At 60.0% G+C, this 19,280-nt stretch carries 15 protein-coding genes and 1 tRNA gene; 11 read left to right on the top strand and 5 right to left on the bottom strand.

The annotated features are described in order from the left end of the window. Positions 1-74: 74 nt before the first annotated feature. Entirely contained in the window at positions 75-869 is a 795-nt protein-coding gene (locus tag Q0X21_RS02950; protein ID WP_297850247.1) for a Bax inhibitor-1/YccA family protein, read from the bottom strand. A gap of 116 nt (positions 870-985) precedes the next feature. Here Q0X21_RS02950 and Q0X21_RS02945 point away from each other — a divergent pair, with 116 nt between their 5' ends. Continuing rightward, positions 986-1,963: a suppressor of fused domain protein gene (locus tag Q0X21_RS02945; RefSeq protein ID WP_297850246.1), complete on the top strand. Its 978-nt coding sequence runs from the start codon at positions 986-988 to the stop codon at positions 1,961-1,963. A gap of 18 nt (positions 1,964-1,981) precedes the next feature. Here Q0X21_RS02945 and Q0X21_RS02940 read toward each other — a convergent pair. Continuing rightward, a tRNA-Leu gene (locus Q0X21_RS02940) sits at positions 1,982-2,055 on the bottom strand. A gap of 53 nt (positions 2,056-2,108) precedes the next feature. On the opposite strand from Q0X21_RS02940, the gene Q0X21_RS02935 reads away from it, so the two are divergent. After that, positions 2,109-2,735 (top strand): CPBP family intramembrane glutamic endopeptidase, encoded by a 627-nt coding sequence (locus Q0X21_RS02935; protein WP_297850245.1) that lies wholly within the window; start codon positions 2,109-2,111, stop codon positions 2,733-2,735. Between the two features lie 5 nt (positions 2,736-2,740). Here Q0X21_RS02935 and mfd read toward each other — a convergent pair whose 3' ends face one another. Next, a complete protein-coding gene (gene mfd / locus Q0X21_RS02930) occupies positions 2,741-6,382 on the bottom strand; it encodes a transcription-repair coupling factor (RefSeq protein ID WP_297850244.1) in 3,642 nt (1,213 codons plus the stop codon). 203 nt (positions 6,383-6,585) lie between these two features. Here mfd and Q0X21_RS02925 point away from each other — a divergent pair, with 203 nt between their 5' ends. Beyond that, entirely contained in the window at positions 6,586-7,791 is a 1,206-nt protein-coding gene (locus Q0X21_RS02925) for a hypothetical protein (RefSeq protein WP_297850243.1), read from the top strand. After that, on the top strand, positions 7,791-9,221 hold the full coding sequence (locus Q0X21_RS02920; RefSeq protein ID WP_297850242.1) for a hypothetical protein: 1,431 nt from the start codon (positions 7,791-7,793) through the stop codon (positions 9,219-9,221). The genes Q0X21_RS02925 and Q0X21_RS02920 overlap by 1 nt, the downstream gene beginning before the upstream one ends. Here Q0X21_RS02920 and Q0X21_RS02915 read toward each other — a convergent pair. After that, entirely contained in the window at positions 9,218-10,678 is a 1,461-nt protein-coding gene (locus Q0X21_RS02915) for a multicopper oxidase family protein (protein ID WP_297850254.1), read from the bottom strand. The genes Q0X21_RS02920 and Q0X21_RS02915 overlap by 4 nt on opposite strands. A 116-nt stretch (positions 10,679-10,794) precedes the next feature. Here Q0X21_RS02915 and Q0X21_RS02910 point away from each other — a divergent pair, with 116 nt between their 5' ends. From Q0X21_RS02910 to Q0X21_RS02890, 5 genes are all read left to right on the top strand, one after another. Beyond that, entirely contained in the window at positions 10,795-12,027 is a 1,233-nt protein-coding gene (locus tag Q0X21_RS02910; RefSeq protein ID WP_297850241.1) for an MFS transporter, read from the top strand. Between the two features lie 59 nt (positions 12,028-12,086). Beyond that, a complete protein-coding gene (gene glmU / locus Q0X21_RS02905; RefSeq protein ID WP_297850240.1) occupies positions 12,087-13,556 on the top strand; it encodes a bifunctional UDP-N-acetylglucosamine diphosphorylase/glucosamine-1-phosphate N-acetyltransferase GlmU in 1,470 nt (489 codons plus the stop codon). After that, entirely contained in the window at positions 13,546-14,523 is a 978-nt protein-coding gene (locus tag Q0X21_RS02900) for a ribose-phosphate diphosphokinase (protein ID WP_297850239.1), read from the top strand. Before glmU ends, Q0X21_RS02900 begins: the two co-directional genes overlap by 11 nt. A 155-nt stretch (positions 14,524-14,678) precedes the next feature. Further along, the gene (locus Q0X21_RS02895; protein ID WP_297850237.1) at positions 14,679-16,082 is read left to right on the top strand and encodes an MFS transporter; all 1,404 of its coding nucleotides are present in this window, start codon (positions 14,679-14,681) and stop codon (positions 16,080-16,082) included. A gap of 212 nt (positions 16,083-16,294) precedes the next feature. Beyond that, entirely contained in the window at positions 16,295-16,960 is a 666-nt protein-coding gene (locus tag Q0X21_RS02890; protein WP_297850236.1) for a 50S ribosomal protein L25/general stress protein Ctc, read from the top strand. Positions 16,961-17,039: 79 nt separating this feature from the next. Here Q0X21_RS02890 and Q0X21_RS02885 read toward each other — a convergent pair whose 3' ends face one another. After that, positions 17,040-18,014 carry an ABC transporter permease gene (locus Q0X21_RS02885; protein ID WP_297850235.1) on the bottom strand — a complete coding sequence of 325 codons (975 nt, stop codon included), beginning with the start codon at positions 18,012-18,014 and terminating at the stop codon, positions 17,040-17,042. Positions 18,015-18,100: 86 nt separating this feature from the next. Here Q0X21_RS02885 and Q0X21_RS02880 point away from each other — a divergent pair, with 86 nt between their 5' ends. Both Q0X21_RS02880 and pth read left to right on the top strand, forming a co-directional pair. Beyond that, positions 18,101-18,676, top strand: a complete 576-nt coding sequence (locus tag Q0X21_RS02880) for a TetR/AcrR family transcriptional regulator (RefSeq protein ID WP_297850234.1) — start codon at positions 18,101-18,103, stop codon at positions 18,674-18,676. A gap of 40 nt (positions 18,677-18,716) precedes the next feature. Then, positions 18,717-19,280, top strand: a complete 564-nt coding sequence (pth, locus tag Q0X21_RS02875; protein WP_297850233.1) for an aminoacyl-tRNA hydrolase — start codon at positions 18,717-18,719, stop codon at positions 19,278-19,280.

Raw genomic sequence — 19,280 nt, 5'->3', positions numbered from 1 at the left:
AAGAAAAGCGCACAACAAAACCCCTGTGGACAAACCGAAGTTATCCACAGGGGCAACCGCTTGGATCTGGTTGGTTAGTCCCTGAAGTAGGACAGGAGACGGAGAATCTCGGTGTAGAGCCACACCAGTGTCACGGCGAGGCCGAGAGCAACGCCCCATGCCATCTTGGCAGGTGCGCCGGTGCGAACGAGCTTGTCAGCGGTGTCGAAGTCGGTGAGGAAGCTCAGAGCACCGAGGACGATGCAGACGAGGGAGAAGACGATGGCAAGGGCGCCACCATCGCGAAGCGGGGAGTTACCCGTGAAAACGAAGAGCAGCAGGTTGCCCAGTGCGAGGACCGCGACGCCGATGATGCAGCCCGTGATGATGCGGGTGAACTTCGGGGTGACGCGGATCGCGCCGGTCTTGTAAACGAACAGCATGCCAGCGAAAACGCCGATGGTGCCCAGGATGGCCTGGAAGATGATGCTGCCTGCTGCACTATCGCCGGTGTACCCGGCGACAAGGAAGGAGAAACCACCAACGAAGAGGCCTTCGAAGACGGCGTAGATCAACGTCACTGCGGCGGAGCCGTACTTGCGGCCGAAGGAGTGGACGAGGACGGTGATGAAACCGCCGATGGCGCCGACGAAGGTCAGAATCATCGCGAGGCCCATGTTCACGAGGCCCAGGCCAAAGTTGACGGCAGCGAATGCAACGATGACGGCAAGGGTGATGCCGGTCTTGGTCACGATGTCGTCGACAGTGATGGGGCGATCAGCTGACTGGTTGTACTGGTTCTGCTGCGGGTAGCCAGCCTGCGGCTGGGCGTACCCGGTGTTGTTCTGTGCCTGCGGGAGGCGTGTCAGGACGGGGTTGTTAGATTTCACGCTTCTCGAGTTCCTTTCTATAGGTCCAAGCGGTTTAAAAACCGTTCACCGATCATACTGTTCAACGCACCACCTCGCTGTTTCGTTCCCGCGAGTGGCGAAATAGTATGAAAAGCATGGTCAAGTGGCGGCGTTTGTTTGGTCGTGGCTCGCGGCAGACGGGTGGCGATTTCTTGTGCGCGCACTTGGAAGCCACCGCTGGAGGCGCACCTTTAGAGATCCACGGGGAGTTGCGGTTCTCGGACGAGGTGGCGGTGCTGGTGTATCGCGTCGATAAGCCTGTGCCCCATTTGTTGTACGTGACGTATGGGGTGTCACGGACGCGTTCGTCGGCACCAGTCGCGGGCATGCAAGATGAGTTGACGTTGCGGGTGCCGGATCAGCACACACCACCGGAATGGCCGGTGCAGCGGCTGCGGAATTTGGCGCGTTATCTGCGCAAATCAGGCAATTCATTTGCGCCGGGCCACTACATGGACCTGCACGAACCGGTGTGTGAGGGCGCTACGTTGACCGGCTTCATTTTCGTTGCGGATCCGCTCATTCCACTGTTGAACGCGCCGACGGGGCGCATTCGATTCCTCAATGCTGTGGCAGTCACGGACGATGAGCTGGAAGCGGCGTTGTGTTGGGATCCGTTGAAGTTCGCGGGAAAGCTGGGGGACGTGGTGCCGTTGGGCGTCGGCAAGCATGATCGCGCTTCTTCGCTTATCGACGCCGCCGTTATCCCCCTCATCCAAGCCGAAGGGTCCTCGATCGGGGCGGTGGCTTCAAAATTTTTTGCTGTCGATGAAACGGGACGTATCGACCTGACTACTCGTGCCGCCGCGCACCTGCTCCGCGCAATGAAATGGCGGTTGGGCTTTGAGCGTCCCTTCGCCATCGTGGGCGAAAAAGATTCAGGATGGGCACGTTTTGTCCCTGCTGGTGAAACACACGTTGCTTACGGCAATAATGAGTCCGGTGCCCACATCACCGTGGACGTCGATCACGCGCTGCGCCATGAAATCTTGGCCGTTGTCGACTCCACGCCAGGAACCTACACGCTCACCTCTGCCCCACTGACCCTGCAGGTCATCGACCCGAAGCGTTAGGACGTGACGCAAAAATTGTGCCCCCACAGGGACTCGAACCCTGACTGAATCGATTTTAAGTCGACTGCCTCTGCCAATTGGGCTATAGGGGCTTAGGTGACTGAGTGTACGGCACGGTCATGCGCGACCATATACTTGCTCCATCATGAGGTCTCGTGTCGCTTCTTCTTGGCTGGTTCTGCTCCCGTGTTTACTCGGCGGCCTGGGCTTATTCCTGGCCCGGAGTGCTGGTGATGGCTCGGCGACCTTTTATGCACTGACGGTCCTTGCCGCTCTCATTTATGCTGCGACGTGGTGGGTTTGGGGCAACCGTGATGCGTTGCGCGGGCCGAAAGCCGATGTGCTGCGGGGTGTCGTAATCGGCGCTGCTTTGGCGGTTGTTTTCATGATGGGCGCTGTTGTGGTCAAGCACATTCCACTGCTCGCCACGCCTGTGACTGAGCTGCTCGCCATGCCGCGTGCCGGTGGTTGGGCACCGACACTAGTTGTGCTTGTCATCAATGGCATCGGTGAGGAGCTCGTCTACCGCGATGCCGTGCCGCACCAACTGCGGGGGAGGTTCTCGGAGACTGCGACGGGTGTACTTTCGACATTGCTCTACTGCGTGGTCACCATCGCGATGGGCGTCCCATTGCTGGTTTTCGCAGCGGGAGTCCTCGGCGCCGTGTGCTTCTTTGAGGCCTCCCGTTCACGCCGAGTGCTCTCCCCCATTGCTGTGCACCTGACATGGAGCACGACGATGCTGATCGTCATGCCGCTGGTGCTCGGCTAACAGTCCTACTCGCTGACGGAGAAGACGCGCTTTTTCGCGGGCTTCTCACCGTCACCACGCACTGAGATTTTCTCTATGTCAAACATCTCGCTCAAGAAGTCAGCGATCCACTGCAGGAGTTCTTCATCGCGCAGGTTCGGCGCGTTGAGGGCCTTCTTCGCTCCGCCCTCGCGCGGGAACGGCACCTGCACGGCCTTGGCTGCGGCGCGGTAATTGGAACCCGGGTAGAGGCGCTTGAGGCGCACCTGCTTCGAATCTGGCATGTCAACCGGGTGGAATTTCAGGCGGGTGCCCTGCATGGTGATGTCGGCAACCCCGGCACGACGGGCCTGGTGGCGCAGACGTGCGACGGCGAAGAGACGCAGGACTTCTTCGGGCATCTCGCCAAAGCGGTCGATGAGTTCGTCGGCAACGTGGGTGAGCTCGGCATCATCACGCGCGGCGGCGAGCTTGCGGTAACTCTCCAGACGCAGGCGCTCGGAGTTGATGTAGGTCTCCGGAATGTGCGCGTCGACGGGCAGATCGATGCGGATTTCCTTCGGGCCCTGATCGGTGGCATCGACGACGTCGCCGGACATGAGTGCCTTGTAAGTTTCCACTGCCTCGCCGACGAGGCGGACGTACATGTCAAAGCCGACACCAGCGATGTGTCCGGACTGTTCAGCGCCTAGAACGTTGCCGGCACCGCGCATTTCCAAGTCCTTCTGCGCGACGGCGATGCCGGCGCCGAGGTCGTTGTTCTGGGCGATCGTGGCGAGGCGGTCGTAGGAGGTCTCGGTAAGCACCTTGTCCTTCGGGTACAGGAAATAGGCATAACCGCGTTCGCGGGAACGACCCACGCGACCGCGCAGCTGGTGCAGCTGGGATAGACCCATGTTCTGCGCATTCTCCACGATCAAGGTGTTCGCATTAGCAATATCCAGGCCAGTTTCCACGATGGTGGTGCACACCAAAACATCGAAGTCGCGGTTCCAGAAGCCCTGGACTGTTTGCTCGAGCAGCTGCTCCCCCATCTGGCCGTGCGCTACGACGATGCGTGCCTCCGGAACGAGGGTGCGTAGGTGACGGGCAGTTTTCTCGATGTCGGAGACTTTGTTGTGGATGTAGAAGACTTGGCCGTCGCGAAGCAGCTCGCGTCGAATAGCGGCGGCGACTTGCTTGTCTTCCTGCGCGCCCACGTACGTGAGCACCGGGTGGCGGTCCTCTGGTGGTGTGGTGATCGAGGTCATCTCTCGGATGCCAGTCAGCGACATCTCCAGGGTGCGCGGAATCGGCGTTGCGGTCATGGTCAGCACATCAACGTGAGATTTGAGTGCCTTGATGTGCTCCTTGTGCTCAACGCCGAAGCGCTGTTCCTCATCGACGACGATGAGGCCCAGGTTCTTCCACTGCACACCGGTCTGCAGGAGGCGGTGGGTGCCGATGACGACGTCGACGGAGCCGTCGGCAAGCCCAGCCATGATCTTCTTCGCATCGGCGCCGGTAGTGAAGCGGGAGAGCTCCTGAATATTGACGCCGAAGCCGTCCATGCGCTCGCTAAAGGTGGAAAAGTGCTGCTGAGCGAGCAGCGTGGTGGGCACGAGCACCGCAACCTGTTTGCCGTCTTGGACTGCCTTGAATGCCGCACGGACAGCGACCTCAGTCTTGCCGAAGCCGACGTCACCGACGATCACGCGATCCATCGGCGTGGCCTTTTCCATGTCAGACTTCACTGCCTCGATGGCAGCCATCTGGTCTTCGGTTTCGACGAAGGGGAAATTGTCCTCCATCTCGATCTGCCAGGGCGAATCCGGCGCGAAAGCGTGGCCCGGCGCGGAAGCACGCTTGGCGTAGAGCTGCACGAGCTCACCGGCGATCTCACGAACCGCCGCGCGCGCCTTGCGCTTGGTGTTCTTCCAGTCAGATCCGCCCATCTTGGACAGGCTGGGCTGTTCGCCGCCGGAGTATTTGCTCAGCAGGTCAAGCGATTCCATGGGGACCCACAGCTGGTCGGCGGGCTGGCCACGCTTAGCGGGCTGGTACTCGAGGACGATGTACTCGCGACGCGAGGAATCCTCACCCGTACCGATCGTGCGCTCGGCCATCTTCACAAAACGACCAATGCCGTGGGTGTCATGAACGACGTAGTCACCTGGCTTGAGTGCCAAAGGGTCGACGCGATTGCGACGACGCGGTGCGCGGCGCTTCGCCCCGGCGATGTCGCCAACGCGGTTGCCGGTCACATCTGTCTCGGTGATGACCACCAGGCCAGTACCGGGGAAAGACAGACCAGCATGGGACAGCGCCTGATAAAGCGTCACTTGCCCTTCGACAGGCTCAAGGCCCGGGGTGGCCACGCGCGCGGAAATGCCGTTTTCGCGCAAGCGCTCAGCCATGCGGTCAACAGTGCCCTTCGCTGGTGCCACGAAGGCGGCATGGCCACCGCTTTGCAGGTGCATTTTTACCTGGCTATAGAGCGCCTCGATCTCTTTCGGGTCGCCCTTCGGAGCGGGCGCAGCTTCGAATTCGAGCGGCAGGGTGACGGCATCATCTTCGCCCGCGGTGAGCATGCCAGGAGGAGCGAAAGTCCACCATGCATTGCCCGCCTCACGCGCAGAGACCTCGAGGGATTCAAAGGAACGGTACGAGCTCGCAGACACGTCCAGCCCCTCAGCAGCGACGGGACCGTCAGCGCCCATCGCGGCAGCTTCCCAGCCGGCTTCAAGGAATTCCTGGTCAGTTGCCTGCAGGTCGGAGATGCGCGTGCGCACCTTCTCCGGCGAAGTCACCAAAACCACAGAGCCGGAAGGCATCAGCTCAGGAAGAACGGAATAGGAGGATTTCGTCAGCGCTGGAATCAGCGCTTCCATTCCATCGGCATAGCTGCCTTCAGAGATGCGGGTCAGCAGCTCGACCAGGGTGCGGTTTCCGGGGTGGGATTGGATGAGGGAGGCGGCAGAGGCTTTGACGGTGTCGTCGATAAGCAATTGGCGTGCGGGGTGCAGCTCGACGCGCGCGATGTCCTCGATGGTGCGCTGGTCAGCGACGGCGAATGCGCGCAGTTCAGTGACTTCGTCGCCCCAGAATTCGATGCGCACGGGGTGCTCGGCCGTGGTTGGGAAAACGTCGATGATGCCGCCGCGTGTGGCGAATTCGCCGCGCCCGGACACCATGTCCACGTGGTCGTACGCGAAGCTCGCCAGCGATGCGGTGAGCTCTTCGAAGTCATAATCTTCGCCGTGTTCGATAACGATCGGCGCGACTGCTGGGAGCAGCGGCTGGCACGTCGCACGCGCTGATGCAACGATTACCGAAGTCTCGCTCAACCCGTGCAACACCTGGTTGCGGCGGCCCACGATGTCCGCTGCGGGCGAGAGACGCTCGTGCGGCAGGGTCTCGAATGCGGGCATCAACGCAACATGCTGCGAACCTAATAATGCACCAAGCTCAGCGGCGAGGTCTTCCGCCTCGTGCCCTGTCGCAGTGACCAGCAAAACGGGCGCCTTCCGCGCGATTGTCGCTGCCGCCCACGGACGCACCTGGTCAATGCCCGTGACATGCAGTGTGGGGTCCCCTACCCGTTTGCTCAAGCCTTTCAGCTTGGGGTCGGTCATCGCCTGGGTTAACACCCCGGCGAGCATCGGAACATTCTGCGGCTTGTCAGCCATCAAACCCCCTGGTTGCTGCTTGAGTCCGGGCGATAAAAAAGCTTCCCCACCAGGACTCGAACCTAGAATGACGGTACCAAAAACCGTAGTGTTGCCAATTACACCATGGGGAAAGACGGTCAAGAGCTTACCGCATGACTCCCACGAATTGAATTCCCGCCTACTTTCATGAATGCATCGTGTGAGCCAGCTACGCTTAACCTGTGACGAAGACCAACAAAATTTTGCTGGCCATTTTGGCCGTACTCCTTCTAATTCTTGCCGCCATTGGCGGAGTTATTGCTGTTAAGAGCGATCTTTTCGGCTCGCGCGACAATATCGCCCAGCCGTACAACGAGACGCGCTACAGCGGAACGATCGAAAATGCCGAAGGGCTTATCGACGACGCCGTGCCCGTCGTCCTCGTCGTCCGCTTCCACGACGATGGTGAGACCGGTGAGCTGACCTCACCGACTTTGAAGCGTCACTCCACGCTGACGCGGACTGATAAGTACACCTACCGCGAAGACATCGTCCACGGTGAAGGCGATAGCGGTGTCGAGTGGACTTTCGAGCCTGGCGACAATGACTCGATGTCTGCCTCCTACACCACCCCGGACGGCGCCAGCTCCTCTGCTGACCTACCGCAGACCGACCCGGCTGATACCTCCGGCGAAGTCGGCCTCAACCCCAAGGCCACCGGCGCGGACCCTGATGGCATCGAATTTCCCGATGGTTCTTTCCGCTCCACCGGTCCGATCGAATTGGTCCACGCCGATGATTCGGACAAGAACGTCACCGATGAGGTGATCTTCCGCATCTCCACTGACGGCAAAACTCACACGGTGACCTATCCGGGCCGGGGCTGCTACGGCACAGTCGATAGCACCGACCCCAACAACAGGGTTGAAAACATCACCGTCGGCGATTGCGAAAGTGGCGGAACGTGGAAGTTCATTTCCGGCGACCCCAGCGGTGGCTCCGCGGAATACACCTCCCCGGATGGAAAGCTGACCGGTGACCTGACCTTCCGCCACAGTGAATGGGACGAGATCGATGGTGAGATCGGTATCGCCCGCTCCGGCCCCGTTTTGGACTTCTACCGCGAATTCACTGGCAATGACAGCGATGAGGAGGAGCAGACGCAGGCCAAGGGCGCATGCGATGCGTCCGAATTCGACGCCAAGGTGGAAGATTGGCCTTCCCCGTTGGGCACCGCTGTCATGTACTGCGATGGCGAGTGGGCTCGTGCGGGCGTGAATAACTCTGACTACATCGTCGAATTCCACTTCGAAGACGGCGAGTGGGAGCCCCTTTCTGCCGACGGTCGCTCCTCACAGACCCGCCATCCGTGCTTCGATGCGGACAAGCTGCGCGAAATGGGCGCACCGGAAGACTTCATCGCTGACTTGATCAAGTGCGAAAACTAATGACTAAAACAAACAGGATTCTCATCGCGATCCTCTCCGTCTTGCTGCTGCTTCTCGCAACCATCGGAGCTGTGATCGCCTATCAGTCCGACCTTTTCGGCTCCCGTGGAAACATCGCGCAGCCATACAACGAAACCCGCTACAGCGGCACGATCGAGAACGCTGAGGGGCTTACCGACGACGCCGTGCCCGTTGTTCTTGTCATTCGCTTCCACGACGACGGCGATACCGGTGAGCTGACCTCCCCCACCCTGAAACGTCACTCCACGCTGACGAAGACTGGCGAGCACACGTACCGCGAAGAGATCGTCCATGGTGAGGGCGACAGTGGTGTCGAGTGGACCTTCGAACCTGGTGATGATGAATCAATGTCGGCGTCGTACACCACTCCGGACGGTGCTAGTGCGTCGGCGGATCTGCCACAGACTAATGCGGCGGATACCTCTGGCGAAGTGGGCCTCAACCCCAAAGCACCGGGTGCTGAACCTGATGGCATTGAATTCCCCTCCGATGGTGTGCGTGAGATCGCCACGATCGAGTGGACTGACAAGAACGATCCGGAAAATAACCGCACCGAAACAGCGATTTTCCGTGGTTCACGCAAGGCGAATGTGTTCACGGTGACGTACCCGGAGCGTGGTTGCTACGGCGTGCTTGAGCACATCGACAATGTGACCAAGGAAGAAAAGATCAGCGTCGGCAATTGTGAAAGTGGTGGAACTTGGCACTTGACCGGTGGTGATGAGAAGAAGGGCGAAGCGGAATTCACTTCCGTTGACAAGTCGCTGACCGGCAAGCTCACCTACGAAGCCTCGGAATGGAAGGACATCGAAGGCGAAATCGGTTTGGCTCGCTCCGGCCCGGTTCTGGACTTCTACCGTGAGGTCACCGACGGCGCATACGGCAGCGAGAAAGCAGACGAGACTGAAGCAAAGAAGCCAGAAAAGAATGGCGAAGAAGGCAATCTCTCTCGCGAGGCTCGTATGATCGGCAGCATGACGCCGTGGGGTTATGGCGACCTGACGATCGGGATGAGCCAGGACGAGGCGATCGACAACGGGCTCGATGAAGACTCAATCGAGCCTGCCGAGCTAGATGTGAAGGGCTGCACGATCGGCACGTACCAAAAGCGAGGGTTCGAGGAAGCACAAGTGTTCTTGGATAACGGTGTGATCACCGCGATCTCGAGGAATGGTGGCGGCGCCTACTTCGACAACCAGCCGATTGATCCGTGGCAGCCCGGAGACGACTTCGACAATGTCGTCCCTGGGCAGAAGCCCACGGTGGAGAAGAACGGGGAATGGGACACGCACAACTGGAAGCTCGACGGCGGCAAGGACAATATTTTGCACATCCGCCTGTCCGCTGCCGAGTCCCAGACGATGTACTTCGCCTACACACCCGACAGCGACTGCACCCCGCTGAGCTAGTGGGCGTGTGACTTCAGCTCCGGATTCTGGCCCGGTTCGACGATGACGAATTGGCCCATCATGCCCTGATCCTCGTGGTAGAGCATGTGGCAGTGGTACATGTACGCCAGCGTCGGATCGGGGTAGTAGCCAAATTCCACGAGCAAAGTCACGGTTGCCTGTGGCGGGACATAGATGGTGTCGTGCCAGCCTTGAGTGAAGGCGACTTCGCCCCCATCGACCGAATCGACCATGAACCGTGCGTTGTGGATATGGAAATTGTGCGGCCAGTCGGCATTCTCGTTGGTCACACGCCAGATTTCCGGCCCGTCGTGATCAACGACGATGTCCACGCGCTCCATATCCATTGATTGCTCGTTGATTTCAAATCCGTTCAAGCGGAACTCACGCTCGGGTGCACCAGTCACGTCAGGCTTATCGACGCCCACCAGCTTCCCTGGCAACTCTCCCGCCTCCGGGACGTTTTCTGCAGGGCCGGTGATCTTGAGCAGATCAAAGGTGTCGCGGAGCCCGAAGCCGTTGGCCACTTCTTCCTTGGGCAGTCCGCCGCCGTTGGGGACGCCGTCGCTACGCAGCATGAGCTCTTCACCAGGCTCAAGATCAACGATGATCTCTGCGCGTTCACCTGGGCTGAGCAAAATAGCGTCAACCTCGACCGGCGCATCCAAAAAGCCTTGATCCGTTGCGATGACGTGGAAGGCCTTGCCCACGACGATGTGATGGAAGCGCATCGTCGAGCCATTAACCAGGCGCAGACGCACCCGGCGCGTTGTCGCCGCGAATTGTGGTTTGGTGATGCCATTGATCAGCGGTGTTGTACCGAGCAGCCCGTAGTCCGGGTCGAAAGTCTCGTCCAAATTTCCGTCTTCGCGGAATTTGGCATCAGTGATGATGACTGGGATGTCATCGACGCCATATTCATGAGGCAGGTCAAGTGCATCGGATTCATCGTCAGCGACGATGAGCCCACCAGCCAATCCGCGGTAGGCATGCAGTCCGGAGACATTGTGCGGGTGTGGGTGGTACCAGCACGTGGCGGCTGGCTGGTCGACGTCCCAGCTCGGTTCCCAGGTCTGACCCGGATCAAACATCAGGGCAGGTCCACCATCAGCTGCGGCGGGCAGGTGGAGCCCATGCCAGTGGACGATGGTGGGTTCAGGAACGTCATTGCGCACTGTCATTTCAATGTGCTCACCACGACGCATGTACAAGGTCGGCCCAAGCCATGCACCGTTGAAGCCCCAGGTATTAGACATTTTCCCGGGCAGGATCTCTGCTTGGCCGGTCTGTGCGGTCAGCTCGAATTTTCGGGTGTTTCCGTCGAGTTCGCCCTCATAGAGCTCAGGAATGGGAAGGTCGCGGTAGTCCTCTTTTGCGCCTTCGGGCGCTGTCTGCCGAAACCTCACTCCGCCTGGTCCTGCACAGGCAGTCACCGTGACTGCTGTAGCCAAGAGCATTCCTTTGAAGAAGGTCCGTCGTCCGAATTCCCGTTGCATTCGATTGCTCCTCTCAGGTCAGGGTTAGCCAATGCTTAGCACTGCCCCCTATTACCTTTGACCCTACTATCCGGAGTATGACTTCCCCCTTGCCCAATGAGGAACACAACGCTCGGCGGTTCATCTGGTCGCATGGCTTGCAAAATATCGGCGACCAGATCGTGGCTCCGAAGACGGTCCTGCCATGGTTGTTCACTGCGGCAGGTGTCCCAGCTGCGTTCACTTCGTTCTTGGTGCCGATCCGCGAGTCTGGTTCAATGCTCCCCCAGTTCGCCTTGAGCCCGTGGGTGACTTCGGCTGCATCGCGCAAGCGCGTGTGGTTGATCGGTTCGTGGGGTCAGGCAATCGCAGCAGCCTTGATCGCTGTGGCCGCGATGTTTTTGAGCGGTGTTGGACTCGGCATCACCGTTTTGGTTTTGCTGGGTTTCCTGGCCGGTTTCCGTGCAATTTGTTCGATCGCGGGCAAGGACGTGCAAGGCCGGACGATCTCCAAGGGGCACCGCGGTGACATCACCGGGCGGGCAACTGCTCTGGGCGGCGGATTCACCTTAGCGGTGGGTCTAGCGTTGACGTTCTTGCCTAATGACTTGCCACGGTGGGTCCTGGTTGCCTTGCTTGGTTTGGGCGCATCCACGTGGGCTTTCGCCTCGATCGTGTTCAGCGGTATCAAAGAGCCCGAAAGCAACCCAGATGACAACACAACGTCGCATGGTTTCAAAGAAATGTGGGCACTGGTCAAGGGCGACCGGGACCTGCAGAAATTCTTAATCGTGCGTTCCCTGATGCTGGTCACTGCCCTTTCGACACCGTTTATTGTCATTCTCGGTCAAGAAAATGGTTCGGATCTGACCGGATTGGGCGCATTCATCATCGCCTCAGGCGGCGCATCGCTCATCGGCGGACGTGTGTCCGGCTGGTGGTCGGACAAGTCCTCGAAGAACGCAATGGCCTGGGCAGCTGGTACAGCGTCGGTCGTTCTTCTCTTGCTGGTGCTGAGTGCCCGTCTGGCACCAGAAAGCATCAATTCGTGGGTCATGCCGGTGGGCTTCTTCCTGGTCAATCTGGCGCACACGACGGTGCGGGTAAGTCGCAAGACGTACCTCGTCGATATGGCTGATGGGGATAAGCGCACCTTGATCACTGGTGCTTCCAATACCGTCATGGGCATCGTGCTCTTGGTGGTCGGTGCGATTACCTCTGCCGTGGCAGCATTCGGCACGCAGACAGCGCTCGTCTTCCTCGCCATTGTTGGTTTCGTCGGTGTCTTTGGCGCTGCGAATCTGAAAGAAGTCTCAGCAAACGCGTCCTAGGCGTTAAGCTGGTCCACAAAACTCCGCGGTTCGGATTCAACAAAAGGAGAACCTCTCAAGTGCCCACCCATTCCGAGTGCGCCGTCGTCGTTCTAGCGGCCGGTGCCGGAACCCGCATGAAATCGACCACGCAGAAGACTCTGCACAAGATAGGTGGGCGCAGCCTCCTGTCACACTCGCTGCACGCGGCCGCCGGTATCTCCCCTGCTCACCTCGTCACTGTTGTTGGCCACCAGCGCGACCAGGTCTCCCCTGCCGTTGACGCTATTGCAAGCGACATGCACACCACGATCCTCCAGGCTGTGCAGAAAGAACAGAACGGTACTGGTCACGCGGTCCAGGTCGGCCTGGAGGCCATCCCGGATTTTGCTGGCACCGTCGTGGTCACCAATGGTGATGTGCCGTTGTTGACGGCGGAGACGCTGGCGGCGCTCGTCGATAAGCATGAAAGCGCGCAGGCTGCTGTGACCGTACTGTCCCTCGAGTTCGAGGATCCGACGGGCTACGGGCGCATCATCCGCGATGGCGACGGCAATGTGCGCGAGATCGTCGAAGAAAAAGACGCAAATGACGCGCAGCGTGCGGTCACCGAGGTCAATTCAGGTGTCTTTGCATTCGATGGCGCTGTGCTTCGCGAGGCTTTGACCCGCATTAACTCTGACAACGCGCAGGGCGAGCTGTACATCACCGACGTGCTCGGCATCGCGGTGAACGACGGCCGAACCGTCACTGCGTTCACTGCCCCCGATGCTCGTGAGCTCGCCGGTGTGAACGACCGCGTCCAGCTCGCTGCTGCCGGCAAGGAACTCAACCGCAAGCTCGTGGAAAAGGCGATGCGTGGCGGGGCGACCATCATCGACCCGGACACCACCTGGATCGGTGTCGAGGTAGAAATCGGCCAGGACGTGACCATTCACCCGAATACCCAGCTGTGGGGCTCCACCGTCATTGGTGATGGCGCCACGATCGGCCCGGACACCACCCTGACCGACTTTGAGGTTGGCGAGCGTGCCTCCGTCGTGCGCACCCAAGGTGAGCTTGGCGTTATCGGTGAAGAAGCCACCGTCGGTCCATTCACCTACATCCGCCCGGGCACCAAGCTCGGTGCCCGCGGCAAGCTCGGCGGCTTCGTGGAAACGAAGAATGCGCAGATCGGTGAGGGCTCCAAGGTGCCCCACCTGACCTATATCGGCGACGCCACCGTCGGACGTGAATCGAACATCGGGGCCTCCTCCGTCTTCGTCAATTACGACGGTGTGAACAAGCACCGCACCACCATCGGTGACCACTGCCGTACCGGCTCTGACACTATGTTTGTCGCTCCAGTCAATGTCGGCGATGGCGCGTACACCGGCGCGGGTACAGTAGTGACTGAAGATGTGCCCCCGGGTGCCCTTGCTATCAAGGAAGGTCACCAGAGAAACATCGAAGGCTGGGTGGAAAACAAACGCCCCGGCACGGCCGCGGCCGAAGCTGCCCAGCGCGCACGCGAGAGCGAACTGAAAGGCGACACCACCAATGACCGGTAAGAAAGTCGAAAGCCACAAGGACCTCAAGGTCTTCTCCGGCCGGGCCCACCCGGACCTCGCGGAGAATGTTGCAAAGGAACTTGGCATCGACCTTGTACCCACCACCGCACGCGACTTCGCCAACGGCGAGATCTTCATCCGTTTTGAAGAGTCTGTTCGCGGTGCTGACTGCTTTGTCATGCAGTCCCACGCTCAGCCGCTGAACAAGTGGTTGATGGAGCAGCTCATCATGATTGATGCTCTGAAGCGTGGCTCCGCAAAGCGCATCACGGCGATCCTGCCGTTCTACCCATATGCGCGCCAGGACAAGAAGCACCGTGGCCGTGAGCCGATTTCCGCTCGTCTGGTCGCTGACCTGCTCACTGCTGCTGGCGCTGACCGTATCGTCTCGGTTGACCTGCACACAGATCAGATCCAGGGCTTCTTCGATGGCCCGGTCGACCACATGCACGCCATGCCGATCTTGACGGACTACATCAAGTCCAAGTACTCGATGGACAACCTCGTGGTTGTTTCCCCGGATGCTGGCCGTGTGAAGACCGCTGAGAAGTGGGCAAACACCCTGGGCGATGCACCGATGGCATTCGTGCACAAGACCCGCGATATCGATGCGGCGAACAAGGTCGTGTCCAACCGCGTCGTCGGTGATGTGGAGGGCAAGGACTGCATCCTCCTCGACGACATGATTGATACCGGTGGCACCATCGCTGGCGCAGTGGGCGTGCTCAAGGATGCTGGTGCCCGCTCCGTAGTCATCGCTACCACGCACGGCGTCTTCTCCGATCCAGCCCGCGAGCGTCTGTCTACCTGTGGCGCTGAGGAGGTCATCACCACCGACACCCTGCCGCAGTCCACGGAGGGATGGAGCAACCTGACTGTGCTGTCGATTGCCCCGCTGCTGGCACGCACGATCCACGAGATCTTCGAGAACGGTTCTGTGACAACCCTGTTTGAGGGCCAGGCCTAAACGAAGTTTTTCTAAACCCCTATTCCTGAATACCTATTCTTCGACGAGTGTGGCGCCGACCAGTCGCTGCGACCTTGAAGATAGGTATCTAGGAATAGGGGTTTGTTTTTCCAAATGTCCGCTCGCTGTGGGCATTTCGCATAAACTTCCCAAGCATGGTTTCTGAACCAAAAGAAGGCACACAGAACACAGCGCTTATCCACGCCACGTCGAACCCATCCCTCCAATCCGAACGCCGCCGCGTCGTGGCAGCCACTACTGCTGGCACCGCGATCGAGTGGTACGACTTCTTCCTTTATGCGGCCACCGCCGGATTGGTGTTCAAGCACGCGATGTTCGCACCCTTGGGTTCTGCTGGCGGCACGCTGGTGGCATTCCTCACGGTGGGATTGTCCTTCCTTTTCCGCCCACTCGGTGCTTTTTTAGCTGGCCACTACGCGGACAAGCTCGGCCGTCGCGCGGTCTTGATGGTCACTTTGTTGTCCATGGGTGGTGCCACCACCTTGATCGGTGTGCTGCCCACCTACGACTCGATCGGGATGCTCTCCCCCATCCTGCTCGTGCTGCTTCGCCTGGTTCAAGGCATTTCCGCGGGCGGCGAGTGGGGTTCCGCTGTGCTTTTGGCAGTGGAACATGCCCCGACACATAAGCGTGGCCTCTTCGGCGCTGGCCCGCAGATCGGCGCACCGGCAGGTCTTTTAATGTCCTCGGGGGCACTGTATGTGATGAATCTGATCGCGCCCGGTGATGCTTTTGTTGAGTGGGGTTGGCGTATCCCTTTCTTGTTCTCTGCAGTGTTGGTGTTGCTGGGTTGGTGGGTGCGCCGTGGCGTGGACGAATCGCCTGTTTATGAAGAATTGACAGCGATCTCCGCAGGGCAGGTGACAAACCCGATCGGAACTCTGTTCCGGAAGTACTTCCCTGTCGTGGTTACCGGCGCATTAATCTTCGCCGCGAATAGCGTGCTGGGGTACATGACCACTGGCGGGTACCTGCAGAACTACACCACCAACCCGGAGGGCATGGCCCTAGAACGCGGGCCGATCCTGTTTGCTGTCACCGTGGCGGGCGCTGTGTGGATGGTGTCTACATTCGTCACTGGTTGGGCTTCCGATTATCTGGGACGCAAGACCACTCTCGTCGGTGGATTCATCATTCAGACCGTTGCGGCATTCATTCTCTTCCCCATGGTCAACACTGCTGAGATGGGCAAGATCTATGCTGCGCTGATCTTCTTTGCACTCGCACTCGGTTTCACCTATGGCCAGGTGGCGGCATTGTTCGCTGAGCTGTTTCCGGCTTCTGTTCGCGCTTCAGGCACGTCAATCACCTATGCCATCGGCGCAATCCTCGGCGGTGCTTTCGCCCCGTTCATCGCATCGTGGATCTATGAAAGCACTGGTTCTTCCTGGGGTATCACTGCTTACTTGGTTGGTGCGAGCCTGGTCGGCCTGATCGTGTCACTGTGTATCCGTGAGCGCAAGGGCATTCCGTTGGATCCCGCCAATGAGGACCTGCAGAGCACGGGCCACTTCATCTGGCAACGTCCATCGGTCTAGGTTTGGTTCCAGTGACCGTAGTCTGTTAAAGTTTTCCAGGTCTCGGCGAGGGACCCCACTTGCACGGATTCGCGCAAGCAGGGCCGTTATCGACGCGATGAATCATCACAGACTTTTCTCCAAAAAGCCTGCGGTCACTCGACGAGCACACGTGGCCGCAGGCTTTTTCTGTGGCTCATCGAACCTAAGCATCACTAGAAGGAGAAAGCATCATGGCGAATAAGTTCCCGACTATTCAGGCTGAGAAGCGCGACGAGTTCGGCAAGGGCTCCGCTCGTCGTCTGCGTGCTGCTGGCCGCGTCCCTGGCGTGCTGTACAGCAACGGCGAGGGCAACATCCACTTCCACGTGGACATCCTCGAGATCACCGCTCTCGTGCGCAACGACGGCACCAACGCGATTCTCGAGCTCGAGGTCGACGGTGACAAGAACCTCGCGATGGTCAAGCACGTCGACCAGAACGTCCTGACCCTGAACATCGACCACATCGACCTCTTCGGTGTCAAGCGCGGCGAGAAGGTCACCGTCGAGGTCCCGGTTGTCTACGAGGGCGAGGCTGCCCCGGACGCCGTGGTCCTGCAGGAGATCGACGTTGTCGAGATCGAGGTCGACGCCCTGAACATTCCGGACGAGATCACCGTGTCCATCGAGGGCAAGGAGATCGGCGACCAGATCCTCGTCGGCGATCTGCCGCTGCCGGAGGGTGCCGAGCTCGTCACCGATCCGGAGTACCTGGCCATCAACGTCACCTACCAGCAGGTTGACGAAGAGGTCGAGGCCGCTGCTGAAGAGGCTGAGGAAGGCGGCGCTGAGGCTGGCGCCGAGTCCGAGGACGAGGCACCGGCTGAGGGCGAGGGCGAGGGCGACTCCGAGGAGTAAACCGCCTCTCGACGCCAATGGCTAAGCGGCCGGCATCCCCTACCGCAGGGGGTGCCGGCCGCTTCTCTTATTTGCAGTCTTAGTTCTGCTGCTTTGGACGGGCCGCAAAAAGCAGCACCAGCCCTGTCACAATCCACAGCGCCAGGACCCACCAGGCGGATCCTGCGCCGTTGCCGTCGAAGAACGACAGGGAGCGCACGAGATGCCCGGTCGCGCCGATCGGCATCCACTGCCCCAGGGTGGACCATCCCGCAGGCAGGAGCCACGGCCCCGTCGACAAGCCGGACAGCGGATTCGCGAGGAAGATCGTCAAGACAGCGCCGATGCCCACGCCGGGTGTGCCGATGAGCGCCCCGAGCCCCGCAGTGAGCATCGAGGTAGCCAAGATACCGGCGGAGATGGCGAGCCACTCCATGCCGAAGCTACCCATCAACGTTCCGTAGACCGAATGCAGCATCCAGGTGGCCACCAGACCTCCCAGCACTGCGATGCCGGTGAGAACCCCGATCTTCGTCCACCGGGTGCCCCGGAAGAGGAACGTGGCGATGACCGCAGAAATGATGCCGCCGAATGCGAGAGGAAGACCCAGCAACACGAGACCCGTCGCCTGCGGATCATCCTGGGATGTCGGCGCCAAGTCGGTGCGCTCGACGGTCATGCCTTGGGCCTCAAGGGAGCCGGCGATGCCGTCGATAAGCTGCGCGTACGGAGCGCCGTTACCTGATGCCGTGAATGCAGTGGCGCCTTCCGGAGTCACGGCGAGACCGCCGACGGCTTCCCGTTCAAGCACAGCATTTCGCACCTCGTCGGGGCTGTCCATCACGGTGATCTCCGGCGCTTCGTCACCTGCTTTTTGCTCGATGCCTTGTGTCAGCTGCTCCACCATCGGCTCCGGCGCGCTGACGGCGACCGGAACCCCGGACGGGCCCGACGCGAAGGTGGGCGCGAGGAACGCGAACAGCATTAGCCCCATGATGATGGGGATGCCGAGTATCACCCCCGCCGCTTTCGCTGCGTGCGACCTTCCTTGTTCTTCTTTCACTGCCGTAGTCATTTTCAGGCTCCTCCTTATACCGATTCGGAACACCCTGTTCCACTTACATAAACGGATCATAGTGTTCCGTTTGGTATGGTGCAAGCATGAGACAGGATGCTGCCGACAACCGTGAAGCGATCGTCACCGCCGCCCGATCCCTTTTCGTCGAACACGGCGGAAACGTGTCGATGCGCGCGATAGCCAAAGAAGCAGGGGTCGGAATTGCCACTGTGAGCAGGCACTTCCCTGACCGCATCACGCTTCTCTACGCCATCGGCGCCAACGCCGTCCACGACATCGAGACCGTCATCAGCGAGCACCTTCCCCTCTTTGAAGAAACTCCTGAAAAAGCGTGGAGTGGTGCGATTCACGCCATCGCTGAATTGAAACTGGCGCTGCTCGGGCAGACGCTGTTCTCGGAATTCGAGCAGATCTCTGGCATCCAACACATCGATGAAAATCGCGCGGAGGAGATCCGCAACGCCTACGCCCCCTTGATCACTCGCGCGAAAGAAGCGGGCTTGTATCCAAGAGATCTGGAGCCTCTCGAATTCCACATCGCGCTCGTCATCGCCTCCCGCCCGCTGCCGAATTCGAAGATCATCAACGCCCACGCGTCGCAGGTCCAGCAAGAACTCATCGATATTTTCCTCGACGGATTGCGCGCCCGCGCATCGTAGGCCGCAACGTGGTTGAGAACCGAAAGTAGACTTAGGTCTTGTGACTTCTGATTCTTCACCCGTCCTCATCGTCGGCCTCGGCAATCCGGGCACGATCTATGCCCAAACCCGCCACAACGCGGGCGTGATGGTCATCGAGGAGCTGCTCGACCGCGCCACCCCGATGCCGGCGCAGTTGAGTGTGCACAAGAAGACGAACACCGAAGTCGCCGAACTCACCGCCTGCCGTCTCACCGGCCGCCGCACAATTCTCGCCCGCACCCGCGGCTTCATGAATGTCTCGGGCGGCCCGGTCAAGGCCCTCGCCAGCTACTACGGGATCCCGCCCGAAGACATCTACATCATTTATGACGAGCTCGACCTCGACTTCGGCACGGTCAAGCTCCGCCTCGGCGGCGGCGACCACGGCCACAACGGTCTGAAGTCCGTGACCAAGTCGCTAGGCACCCCGAATTACAACCGCCTCGCCGTCGGCATCGGCCGCCCGCCCGGCCGCCAGGCACCGGCCGATTACGTGCTCAAGCCATTCGGCAAACAAGAACAAGCCGAGCTGCCCATCACGCTTGCCGACGCCGCCGACGAACTCATCGCCGCTATCTCGTAG

The organism is uncultured Corynebacterium sp. (assembly GCF_947253065.1).
GTDB lineage: Bacteria > Actinomycetota > Actinomycetes > Mycobacteriales > Mycobacteriaceae > Corynebacterium.
Note: the sequence above shows the minus strand (reverse complement) of the source record. Positions and strands in the feature narration are given on the sequence as shown.